Source organism: Aquabacterium sp. UBA2148, from assembly GCF_002328915.1.
Taxonomy (GTDB): Bacteria; Pseudomonadota; Gammaproteobacteria; order Burkholderiales; family Burkholderiaceae_C; genus Aquabacterium; species Aquabacterium parvum.
In genome coordinates this window covers 1-10,062 of the sequence record NZ_DCXA01000327.1, presented here as the reverse complement: position 1 = coordinate 10,062, position 10,062 = coordinate 1, and the positions used below count along the sequence as shown (strand labels likewise).

12 protein-coding genes are annotated in these 10,062 nt (G+C 66.7%); 4 read left to right on the top strand and 8 right to left on the bottom strand.

Translation table 11 applies throughout. The features are described from left to right. Together B2W70_RS18260 and B2W70_RS18255 are read left to right on the top strand one after the other, a co-directional pair. Window positions 1-455 (top strand): ABC transporter ATP-binding protein (locus B2W70_RS18260; RefSeq protein ID WP_286747994.1); only part of this gene is annotated, 455 nt, incomplete at its 5' end. After that, window positions 455-1,177 (top strand): ABC transporter ATP-binding protein, encoded by a 723-nt coding sequence (locus B2W70_RS18255; RefSeq protein WP_286747993.1) that lies wholly within the window; start codon window positions 455-457, stop codon window positions 1,175-1,177. The genes B2W70_RS18260 and B2W70_RS18255, both read left to right, overlap by 1 nt. Window positions 1,178-1,248: 71 nt before the next feature. Here B2W70_RS18255 and B2W70_RS18250 read toward each other — a convergent pair whose 3' ends face one another. From B2W70_RS18250 to B2W70_RS18235, 4 genes are all read right to left on the bottom strand, one after another. Beyond that, window positions 1,249-2,517 (bottom strand): hypothetical protein, encoded by a 1,269-nt coding sequence (locus B2W70_RS18250; RefSeq protein ID WP_286747991.1) that lies wholly within the window; start codon window positions 2,515-2,517, stop codon window positions 1,249-1,251. A gap of 16 nt (window positions 2,518-2,533) precedes the next feature. Next, entirely contained in the window at window positions 2,534-3,817 is a 1,284-nt protein-coding gene (locus B2W70_RS18245) for a tetratricopeptide repeat protein (RefSeq protein WP_286747990.1), read from the bottom strand. A gap of 258 nt (window positions 3,818-4,075) precedes the next feature. Next, window positions 4,076-4,492 carry an HIT family protein gene (locus tag B2W70_RS18240; protein ID WP_058086456.1) on the bottom strand — a complete coding sequence of 139 codons (417 nt, stop codon included), beginning with the start codon at window positions 4,490-4,492 and terminating at the stop codon, window positions 4,076-4,078. Window positions 4,493-4,525: 33 nt separating this feature from the next. Beyond that, complete coding sequence (locus B2W70_RS18235) at window positions 4,526-5,572, bottom strand: CDP-6-deoxy-delta-3,4-glucoseen reductase (protein ID WP_286747987.1); 1,047 nt, start codon at window positions 5,570-5,572, stop codon at window positions 4,526-4,528. A 125-nt stretch (window positions 5,573-5,697) separates the two neighbouring features. Between B2W70_RS18235 and B2W70_RS18230 the strand changes: the two genes are divergently transcribed. Then, a complete protein-coding gene (locus B2W70_RS18230; RefSeq protein ID WP_286747986.1) occupies window positions 5,698-6,654 on the top strand; it encodes an SDR family NAD(P)-dependent oxidoreductase in 957 nt (318 codons plus the stop codon). A 66-nt stretch (window positions 6,655-6,720) separates the two neighbouring features. Continuing rightward, complete coding sequence (locus B2W70_RS18225; RefSeq protein ID WP_058086407.1) at window positions 6,721-7,731, top strand: SGNH/GDSL hydrolase family protein; 1,011 nt, start codon at window positions 6,721-6,723, stop codon at window positions 7,729-7,731. On the opposite strand, the gene nth is transcribed toward B2W70_RS18225, so the two are convergent. From nth to B2W70_RS18205, 4 genes are all read right to left on the bottom strand, one after another. Next, window positions 7,703-8,344, bottom strand: coding sequence for an endonuclease III (gene nth / locus B2W70_RS18220; protein ID WP_286748000.1), 642 nt, complete (start codon window positions 8,342-8,344; stop codon window positions 7,703-7,705). The two genes, B2W70_RS18225 and nth, sit on opposite strands and share 29 nt — an antisense overlap. Before the next feature lie 32 nt (window positions 8,345-8,376). Then, window positions 8,377-8,913: a TPM domain-containing protein gene (locus B2W70_RS18215; protein ID WP_286747983.1), complete on the bottom strand. Its 537-nt coding sequence runs from the start codon at window positions 8,911-8,913 to the stop codon at window positions 8,377-8,379. A 3-nt stretch (window positions 8,914-8,916) separates the two neighbouring features. Then, window positions 8,917-9,816 carry a TPM domain-containing protein gene (locus B2W70_RS18210; protein ID WP_286747981.1) on the bottom strand — a complete coding sequence of 300 codons (900 nt, stop codon included), beginning with the start codon at window positions 9,814-9,816 and terminating at the stop codon, window positions 8,917-8,919. A 17-nt stretch (window positions 9,817-9,833) separates the two neighbouring features. Then, window positions 9,834-10,062 (bottom strand): LemA family protein (locus B2W70_RS18205; protein WP_286747979.1); only part of this gene is annotated, 229 nt, incomplete at its 5' end.

The window sequence follows — 10,062 nt, the reverse complement described above, 5'->3', positions numbered from 1 at the left end:
CACGGGCCTTCCTGCATGAGGAGCAGCTCATCACCGACAAGGCCCGCGAGCTGCTGACCTTTGTCGGGCTGGAGGGCCGGGCGCAGCAGACCGCGCGGACCCTGAGCTACGGCGACCAGCGCCGCCTGGAGATCGCCCGCGCGCTGGCCACAGAACCCAAGCTGTTGGCTTTGGACGAGCCCGCCTCCGGCATGAACGCCACCGAGAAGGTGCAACTGCGGGAGTTGATCGAGCGCATCCGTCAGCAGGGCCGAGCCGTGCTGCTGATCGAGCACGATGTGAAGCTGGTCATGGGCCTGTGTGACCACGTGACCGTGCTGGATCAGGGCAAGCTGATCGCCAGCGGCTCGCCCGCCGAGGTTCAGCGCCACCCGGCGGTGATCGCGGCATACCTGGGCACCTCGCACGCGCCGGTGGCGGCCAAGGGTGATGCCCGGCAGGGGGAGGGCGACTGATGACGACCCCATCGAACAAGCTGCTGGAGCTGCGCGACCTGCGCGTGGCCTATGGCGGCATCCAGGCCGTCAAGGGCCTGAACCTTGAATTGCGTGAAGGTGAGTTGGTCAGCCTGATCGGTGCCAACGGCGCTGGCAAGTCGACCACGCTCAAAGCCATCTGCGGCTTGCTCCAACCCCAGGGTGGCGAGGTGCGCTACCAAGGCCGCGCCATCGGGGCACAAGGTCCGTGGGACCTGGTCGCGCAAGGCCTGGTGATGGTGCCCGAAGGCCGCGGCATCTTCGCGCGCATGAGCATCGAAGAGAACCTGCGCATGGGGGCCTACTTGCGCCGCGATGGCGAAGTCGACGCCGACATCGACGCGGTGTACCAGCGCTTTCCGCGCCTGAAGGAGCGGCATCGTCAGCTGGCCGGCACCTTGTCGGGTGGTGAGCAGCAGATGCTGGCCATGGGCCGCGCGCTGCTGGCGCGTCCCAAGCTGCTGCTGCTCGACGAGCCCACCATGGGCCTGGCGCCCATCATCGTCGACCAGATCTTCGAGGTGGTGCGCGATGTGCACGCGCAAGGCGTGACGGTGCTGCTGGTCGAGCAGAACGCGCAGCGTGCCTTGCAGATGGCCGATCGGGCTTACGTGCTCGAGTCAGGCGAGTTGGCGCTCAGCGGTGAGGCCGCTGAGCTGCTCGGCGACGCGCGGGTGCAGGCGGCGTACCTGGGGGGTTGACCTGGGGGCTGAGCCCCCATGAAAAACGCCCCCGAAGGGGCGTTGGGCAGGGCCTTTCAAAGGCGTTCTGCTCACTTGGGCTGTTGCTTGACGGCCACCAGAGAAGACACGTACCGACCGCCGTCGTAGATCGGGGAGTTCGAGGCGGGGTCTGTGCGTGTGTTGGACTTGGTGATGTCCACCGCGCCGATCACTGCGGCAGCCTGTGGGCCAATGAACGACCCACTTGCGGCGCCCGTGATGGGCACCGGGCGCAAGGTCTTGGGATTGCGCTTGAGGTCGTCCGCATTGAACGACGTCGCCTGCCAGTTTGCTCCCGCGATGGTGCCGCTCATGTAGAAGCCCACCTGGCCCTGCAGTTGCAACTGGCCAGACGTTGTTTGCTGAACCGTCACACCAGCTTGGTCCCTGCCACCGTTCACGGTGGCATTGAAGGTGCCGTTGCCGAAGTTGGTGTTCATGACAATGAAGCCCGTGCGCACATTGCCCTCATTGACCATGTAGCCCGAGTAGGTGGCTGTGACGTTGTTGCGCAGCAGCACCGCCATGTCGTTCTCGGGGGTGGTCACGCCCCACACACCGTAGAACTGAGCCGAGGGGCGTTGATTGAGCGCCTCTGCCTGTGGGGTGCCGCTCACGTAGCGGGTGATCTCGCCGTTGAAGTGATCCAGTTCGGAGGGCGCACCAGGCAAGTTGCTGGCGACCGAGCCCAGCTGAGTCAGGATCGAGCCATATTCCATGGAGGTTTCCGAAACCGCCTCGCGCACATGCGCGGATGAGCCGCTCAACACCATCGGGCCGAACTGGTCGAAAGCCGGCACGGCGTCCCGAATGCTGACGGTGCTCACGGTGACTTCCTGTGGCATCCAGGATGTGCCATCGGTTTCAAGCTTGAAAGCTTGTCGAGCCGGTGCAAATCGACCTTCAACCGCTGCAGCCTGCTCCAGGATCGGCGATTCCACTGCGTAGATCACGCCAAAGCCGACCAGCTTGCCCACGCTGCCAGGGTCAACAGGAGGGGTGACGGGAGGAGTCGTGGTGGGTGTCACGTCGCCGATCGGGCGATACCTTTCCGGGCTGCTGGCCAGCAAAGGCAGCGGCGTTTGCGGACCAGCGGCCGTTGGCTCAAGCTCCTCCCAGATGCCCCACTCACAAACCGAGTCCTTGGCGATCGTCACGTCGGCATACAGAACCACCTTCGCGAAGTTGTCTTGCGAAGGAGCCGTTGTTTGAACAGCCGTGCAGCCTGTGGCGGGCTTTTTGATCTCCTCTGCATGGGCGCTCAGGCTGCATGCGGCGGCCACTGCGGTGGCCAGGAGGGTCGGGATGCGGTTTGCCATGGTGGTGCTCCTGCTATCAGAAACTGCGATTGAGGTTGATCGTGACGGTGTCGCGGTCGTAGCCGTACAAGGTCACATTGGCCTTGTTGTGGATGTTGGTGAGGGTGGCGGCGAGCTGCCACTTCTCCATCAGACCGGCGTTGAAGGTGTAGGCCGCGCCCAGTTCGATGCGGCGCTCGGTCTCGCGGCGGCTGACCGCAAACACAGGCTCGACACCGATGTGGCGTGCGTTGCGCCAGGCGGCGCGGGTGAACAGGTCGATGCCGGCGAGCTGCGCGCGAGCGCCCACGAACCACTCGTCACCGGTGTAGCTGAAGCGGTCTTCGCGAGCCGATTCTTCGAACAGGCGCACGCCGCCTTGCAGCGACCAAGTCTGGTTGCCCATCATGCGGCCATAGCTGGCGCCGACGCTGCGGTACTGGCCTTCGCGGGCAGAGTCACCAGCGCGGTGGAAGTCGCGCTTGACCCACTGCGCGTCAAGCGTGAGTTCGCCGCTGCGGCCGACCTTCCAGGTGCCCGAGGGGCTGATGGAGCTGTAGAGGCCCAGGTGCTCGCCACCGAAATGCAGGTCGTCGAGCTGGAAGTTCAGGTTGCCGCGCCAGCTGTTGCCAACGATGAGGGCGGGGCCGGTGGCCACGGTCACGACACCCAGGTCGTACTCGTTGAACTGCTTGTAGCCCTTGTGATAGAGGCCCAGGGAGCTGGTCCACAGCAGGCGCGAGGGCTGGTCGAGCACGCGCACGGGGGCAGGGCGTTGCCAGGTGTGGCGCAGCTCGGCCTGGGCGATGCTGCCCCAGTCGGACTTGTTGGTGAACTCGGAGTTGAGCAGCAGGTCACCACCGTTGAACGAGCCCAGCAGGGTCGAATCGGGGCCGGCGTTGACGTTGCTGTCGTAGATCAGACCGAGCGAGACGTTGGCTTCGAAGCGGTGGGGCTGACCGAAGTTGGCGCGCTCTTCCAGCTCGATCTGCTTGAGGAAGCTGCTGATCGACAGGCGAACGGTCTCAGGGGTGTTCGGGTCCTTGAGCACGCGCTCGGCCTCGGCGCGCGCACGGGCGTAGTCCAGCGTGCGGTGGTAGGCAACGGCGAGCTCGAGGCGTGCGCGGTTGAGCGTCGGGTTGGCCGCCAGCAAAGACTCCAGGGTCTCGATCGAGGCGTAAGGCAGCCCCGTCTCGCGCTGGTACAGGCCGAGGCGGTACTGATCGTCCACGCTCGATTGAGCCAGGCTGGCAGTGGACAGGGCGAAGAGCACACAGGCGGTCAGGCCTTTGAGGCCGGATCGTCCGAGGATCTGAGGCATGGAAATCTCCGTGTGGGCCTGGAACCCACATGTAAATTTTGTAAGTGATCCAGTATGGGTGGTTTGACCCATCTTGGGGGCATGGCTCCCCCCTGCGCCTTGGGGGGGGCAGAGGCGCAAAAAGCGAGGGTTCCCTCGAAAAAGGGGGGAGCTGACCGGTATTTTTGCACTAATGGCCCGGAGCCGAGCCAGCGCAGTGTACGAACCCGAGCCCCGCGCCACACCATCCAAAAGGACGGCTTTGGGCGAGGTCGCTCTTCAGAGCGCGGCGGTGATGCGCTCTGCGACGGACTTCAGGTGTGCCATGTCCGCCATCACGGCGGCGTGCGGCCTGCGCAGGTCGGCGATCGAGCCAGGGATCACGTGGATGTGAAAGTGCGGCACGGTCTGGCCGGCGGCCTCACCATTGAGTTGCATCAGCACGATGCCTTGGGCACCCAGGCCCTTCTTTTGCGCGTTGCCGATGCGGCGCACGGTGGCCATGCAGGCGGCCGCAGCGGCGTCGGACAGCTCGAACAGCGTGGTGGCCGCCTCCTTGGGGATGACCAGCGCGTGGCCTTCGGCCTGCGGCATGATGTCCATGAAGGCCAGCGTGTGCTCATCCTCGAAGAGCTTGATGCACGGGATCTCGCCGCGCAGGATCTTGGCAAAGATGTTGTTCGTGTCGTAGGCCATGGTCATCTCCTGTTCCTGTTGAAGGTGTGGGGTTCAGCCGCCGTGCTTGTCGGCTTCGCTGGTGAAAGCGTCGGCGTAGAAGAATTCGTCAGGCAGGCCTGCCCGGGTGGTGAAGTCACTGCGGGCGCTGCTGACCATGATCGGGGCGCCGCAGGCATAGACCTCGTGGGCAGACAGGTCTGGCAGGTCGGCCAGCACGGCCTGGTGCACGAAGCCGGTGCGGCCCTGCCAGCCGTCTTCGGGGTGGGCGTCGGAGAGCACGGGCACGTAGTTCAACCAGGGCAGCTCTGCGGCTTGCTGCGTGGCCCAGTCGTGCAGGTAGAGGTCGGCTCGGCTGCGGCAGCCCCAATACAGCGTGGTCGGGCGTTCGATGCCCTCGTGACGCATGTGCTCGACGATGGCCTTGATGGGGGCAAAGCCGGTGCCCGAGGCCAGCAGCACGATGGGGCGGTCGGAGTCGTCGCGCAGGAAGAAGGTGCCGTGCGGGCCTTCGACGCGCAGGATTTCCTTTTCCCTCATGCCACCGAAGACGTGGTCGGTGAACAGGCCACCCGGCATGTGGCGGATGTGCAGCTCGATGCCACCCGCAGTGCCCGGCTCTTTGGCGGTGTGCGGGGCGTTGGCCATGGAGTAGCTGCGCCGCACGCCGTCTTTGAGGATGAACTCGATGTACTGGCCGGCGCGAAAGCCGAATTGATGGGTGGCGGGCAGTTGCAGCCGGATCACCATCACGTCGGGCGCGACCGGCGTCAGGCTGGTCACGCGGGTGGGCATCTTGATGACCGGGTGATCGCCCAGGCCCACCACCTGCCGCGACTCGATGACGAGGTCGGTCTGAGGCGTGGCGCAGCAGCTCAGCATCCAGCCGGCGGCTTCTTCGGCCTCACTCAGGGCCTTGGCCTGGTGGGCGCCGTGGATGACGCGGCCCTCCAACAGCTTGCACTTGCACGAGCCACAGGCGCCGTCCTTGCAGCCGTAGGGCAGGCCGACACCGGAGCCGATGGCGGCGCTCAGCACGGTCTCATCGCGCTGCATGGAAAAAGAACGCCCGCTGGGCTGGATCGAGACGGTGAAACTCATGATCGAGGCGAAGAAAGAGGGCGCACGGCAAGGCGATTGGAAACAGGCATGATTCTCCCATGTCCCTTTTCAGGTCGTCCCCCGCTGTCGCTCCCGCCACCTGGTGTCCCCGTGCTTCGCCGCAGGTGCACAGACCCCGGGCTTTTCGCCAGGCTCGCTTGCTGATCGTGGGCTGCGGCGACGTGGGGCAGCGCGTGTTGCGCGAACTCGGCGGCAGGCTTCGCGTGCGCGTGCTGACCTCGTCTGCGTCGCGCGTGCCGGCCCTGCGGCAATGGGGCGTCACACCCTTGGTGGGCTCGCTCGATGTGCCTGGTTCATTGGCTCGGCTGGCAGGGCTGGCCCCACGCGTGCTGCACCTGGCGCCACCGCCCGGCAGCGGCAGCCGCGACCCCCGCACGGCGGCCCTGCTGCACGCATTGGCGCAGCGCGGCGGGTCGGTCAGCCTGGTTTATGGCAGCACCACTGGTGTGTATGGCGATGCGGCGGGCGCCTTCTTTGACGAGACGCGCACGGTCGCACCGCAGTCGGACCGCGCGCGCAGGCGTGTGGATGCCGAGCAGCGCTTGAGGGCGTTCGGGCGTCGCAAGGCGCGGGCCGCGCACCGTCACAGCGCTCGGCTGGAAGGTGGCGTGGCCGTGGGCATCCTGCGCATACCCGGCATCTACGCCGTGGGCCGCGAGGGTGGGGACCCGCGCGAGCGCGTGCGCAGAGGCTCGCCGGTGCTGGCGCGCGAGCACGACGTCTACACCAACCACATCCACGCCGATGACCTGGCCCGCGCCTGCATGCTGGCCTTGTGGCGGCTCAAGCCGCAGCGCGTGGTGCATGTGTGCGACGACACCCAGCACCTGATGGGCGATCACTTCGATCGGGTGGCCGACCTCAGCGGCTTGCCTCGCCCACCCAGGCTGGCGCGCGACGAGTTGCGTGCGCGGGTCAGTCCGATGCAATGGAGCTTCCTGTGCGAGTCGCGTCGACTGAGCAATGTCCGGATGAAACACGAACTTGGCCTGGTGTTGCGTCACCCGGGGCTGTCGCTGGACCCATCCCCCCTGGACATGGGGGCAACCCCGACCGGCTGAGGCGAACTTCGGGGGCAGACTCGCCAACCATCCGAGTTCAACACACACCACCAGAGGGGTTCCCACATGCGCATCAGCTTGCACACCAGCGTCCGACTGGCCCTGACCGCCGCTGCCTTGGCCGCAGCATCGTCGGCCCAGGCTTACTCTCAGATCGTCGCCTTTGGCGACAGCCTGTCCGACAACGGCAACCTGCATGCCCTGATGGCGAAGTTCGGTGTGGACACGCCCGCCTCGCCGTATTTCGAGGGTCGGTTCAGCGACGGCCCCGTGGCGGTGGAAGTCATGGCCAAGCAGCTGGGCCTGGCGCTCGATGACCGCGCATACGGTGGCGCCACCACCGGCACGGGCAACAAGACGGCCACGCCCATCCTGGACGCCACCGGCATGACCTCTCAGGTCAAGCAGTACCTCGGCGAGAAGTCGAACGCGGTGGACGCCGAGGCTTTGTACTTCGTGTGGGGCGGCGGCAATGATGTCTTCAAGCTGCTCGACAGCGCCACGCCGATCACGACGGAGACGGTCACCCAGTTGTTGATTCAGGCTCGCAGCAACTACGAGGGCATGATCCGCTCGCTGGACGCCGGTGGTGCGCAGCACTTCTTCCTGCCGACGCTGCCCGACCTGGGCGCCAGTGGCCTGGGCTTTGCGGGTGGCACGCAGCTGCAGAACGCCTTGCATCAGATCAGCGTGGCCTTCAACCAGGGCCTGACCTTCACCGCCAACAAGCTGGAGGCCGAGCTGGGCGTGGACATCACCTTGTTCGATGTCTACCCCTCGTTCCTGGCCGTGACCAAGGAGATCGTCGGCGCGGGTGGCACCGCCAGCCTGCCTTGCTGGACCGGCAACTACAGCGGCACCGGCGGCACCCTTTGCGCCGACTCCGATCAGCACGTGCTGTTCGACAAAGTGCACCCCACGGCCTACGTGCACAACCACCTGGGGCTGCAAATGGCTGCCGCCGTGCCCGAGCCTGGCACCTGGGTGCTGAGCTTCACCGGCCTGTTGGCCGTGGGTGCGCTGGCCCGTCGTCGCCAACAGGCGGCCGTCAAGTCGGCGCTGGTGTCTTGTCCTTGAAGTGACAGGTCGCGGCCACGCTGCATTCCCAGCAGCGTGGTTTGCGTGCCTGGCAAACATAGCGCCCATGCAGGATCAACCAATGGTGCGCGTGCTGCAGGTAAGGCGCAGGGATGCGCTTGAGCAGCTTGAGCTCCACCGCCAGCGGCGTCTTGCCAGGCGCGAGCCCGGTTCGGTTGCCCATGCGAAAGATGTGCGTGTCCACCGCCATGGTGGGCTCGCCGAACGCCACGTTGAGCACGACATTGGCTGTTTTGCGCCCCACGCCCGGCAGCGCCTCCAGGGCCTCTCGGTCGTGCGGCACCTCGCCGCCGTGCTGCTCGATGAGGATGCGGCAGGTCTCCAGCAGGTGCCGGGCCTTGCTTTTGTACAGGCCGATGGTGCGGATGTGTTCGCAAAGGCCTTCTTCGCCCAGCGCCAGGATGGTGGCGGGCGTGTTGGCCACGGGAAAGAGCTTGGCCGTGGCCTTGTTGACGCCCACGTCGGTCGCCTGAGCTGAGAGCAACACGGCGGTCAGCAACTCGAAGGGCGTGCTGTAGTGCAGCTCGGTCTCGGGGTGGGGGTTGGCGGCCTGAAGTGTTTGGAAAAACGCTTCGATCTCGGCCGGTTTCATCAGGGTGCTGGGACGGGTCACTTCGGGTCGATTCAGATCAGGACGATGGCGTCGGGCAGTTCGTTGGGGTTGTGCGCGTGGGCCGGGGCCGGGAAGTGTGCGTGCAGCAGGTCACCGACGCGGGCGATGGCTTGCTGCAGGCCTGCTTCGATCTCGCCTTGCGCCAGCGCCTGGCCCAGGTGATCGGCCAGCGCCTGCCAGGTCTCGGGCGGCACGCGCTGGCTCAGGCCTCGGTCGGCCACCACCTCGATGCGGCGGTCGGCCAGCAGCAGGTGGATGAGCACGCCATTGTTGTGCTCGGTGTCCCAAACGCGCAGCAGGCCGAAGCACTCGATGGCGCGTTGGCGGGGGCTTTGGCCGCGCCACAGCCGGGGCAGGCTCAAGCCTGCTTCCACGCATATGCGCAGCTCACCCAGGTGGCGGGCCTCGCTGGCGCGCACCGCCGCTTCGAGGCGTTGCCGGGCGTCGTCGGGCAGGTGCCGACGGCTGTCGGCAGCGTCCAGCCAGAGGTGGCGCAGCCAGCTGGCAGCCGTGCGCTGGAAGGCGGGTGTGTTCGGGTGTTCAGCCATGTGTCACCAGCGGCCCGATGCGCTGCCGCCTCCGAAGTCGCCACCGCCGCCCGATGACCAGCCGCCCCCGCCGGAAGACCAGCCACCACCGCCTCCCCAGCCGCCACCCGGGCCACCGCCCCAGCCGCCTCTGCGCGCGCCGCCGTTGCCCATGGCCAGCGCGAAGATGGCCACCACCACGCTGGCCACCCCGCCCAGCATCAAGCTGGTGGTGAGCCACCACACGATGCCGCCGCCCAGCCCGCCGGTGAGCATGGCGCCGAGTTTGCGGCCGAAGATGGCACCGAGCACCCCCGCGACGATGGGCACGCCGATGAGGCCGAAGACGACGAGGTCTTCAAGTTGCGCCCCAGGTGGGGAGTGGGGGCGACCAGGCTCGGGCAGGGGCAGTTCTTCGCCACGCACGCGGGCCATCAACTGATCGACCCCCGCGTCGATGCCCGCAGCCACGTCACCGCGCTTGAAGGCCGGCACGATGGCGCCTTCGATGATGCGGCTGGCGGCCAGGTCCGGCACCGCGCCCTCCAGGGCCTTGGCCACCTCGATGCGCACGCGCCGGTCGTTGAGGGCCACGACCAGCAGCAGGCCATCGCCCACGTTGCGCCGGCCGATCTTCCAGGTGTCGCCCACGCGCTGGGCGTAGGCGGCGATGTCCTCAGGTTGCGTGGTGGGCACGATCAGCACAACGAGTTGCGTGCCGCGTTCGCGCTCGAAGGCCGAGAGCTTGTCGTCGATCGCCTGGCGCTGTGGTGCGGCGAGTGCGCTGGCCTGATCGATGACGTGACCGCTGAGCGCCGGAACGGGCAGCACCCCGCCGTCCTGGGCTTGTGCGGCCACGCCCAGACCGCCCAGCATCAGCCAGGTCAGCAGCAGGCTCAGGAAGCCGCGCAGCACCGCTGTCATCGCGTGCCTGCCTCAGCTCACTTCTTGTCGCCGAAATCGACCGTGGGCGGCTGCGAGATCTGGGCTTCGTTTTGCACCGTGAAGCCGGGCTTGACCTCGTAACCCATCACCTTGGCGGTGAGGTTGCTGGGGAAGCTGCGCGCGAGCACGTTGTACTCCTGCACGGTCTGGATGTAGCGGTTGCGTGCCACGGTGATGCGGTTCTCGGTGCCTTCGAGCTGCACGCGCAGGTCCTGGAAGCCCTGG

What these genes read in the sequence shown, in the direction of transcription:
- B2W70_RS18255 (WP_286747993.1), top strand. Translation starts at nt 455, where the DNA reads ATGACGACCCCATCGAACAAGCTGCTGGAGCTGCGCGACCTGCGCGTG.
- B2W70_RS18250 (WP_286747991.1), bottom strand. Translation starts at nt 2,517, where the DNA reads ATGGCAAACCGCATCCCGACCCTCCTGGCCACCGCAGTGGCCGCCGCA.
- B2W70_RS18245 (WP_286747990.1), bottom strand. Translation starts at nt 3,817, where the DNA reads ATGCCTCAGATCCTCGGACGATCCGGCCTCAAAGGCCTGACCGCCTGT.
- B2W70_RS18240 (WP_058086456.1), bottom strand. Translation starts at nt 4,492, where the DNA reads ATGGCCTACGACACGAACAACATCTTTGCCAAGATCCTGCGCGGCGAG.
- B2W70_RS18235 (WP_286747987.1), bottom strand. Translation starts at nt 5,572, where the DNA reads ATGAGTTTCACCGTCTCGATCCAGCCCAGCGGGCGTTCTTTTTCCATG.
- B2W70_RS18225 (WP_058086407.1), top strand. Translation starts at nt 6,721, where the DNA reads ATGCGCATCAGCTTGCACACCAGCGTCCGACTGGCCCTGACCGCCGCT.
- nth (WP_286748000.1), bottom strand. Translation starts at nt 8,344, where the DNA reads ATGAAACCGGCCGAGATCGAAGCGTTTTTCCAAACACTTCAGGCCGCC.
- B2W70_RS18215 (WP_286747983.1), bottom strand. Translation starts at nt 8,913, where the DNA reads ATGGCTGAACACCCGAACACACCCGCCTTCCAGCGCACGGCTGCCAGC.
- B2W70_RS18210 (WP_286747981.1), bottom strand. Translation starts at nt 9,816, where the DNA reads ATGACAGCGGTGCTGCGCGGCTTCCTGAGCCTGCTGCTGACCTGGCTG.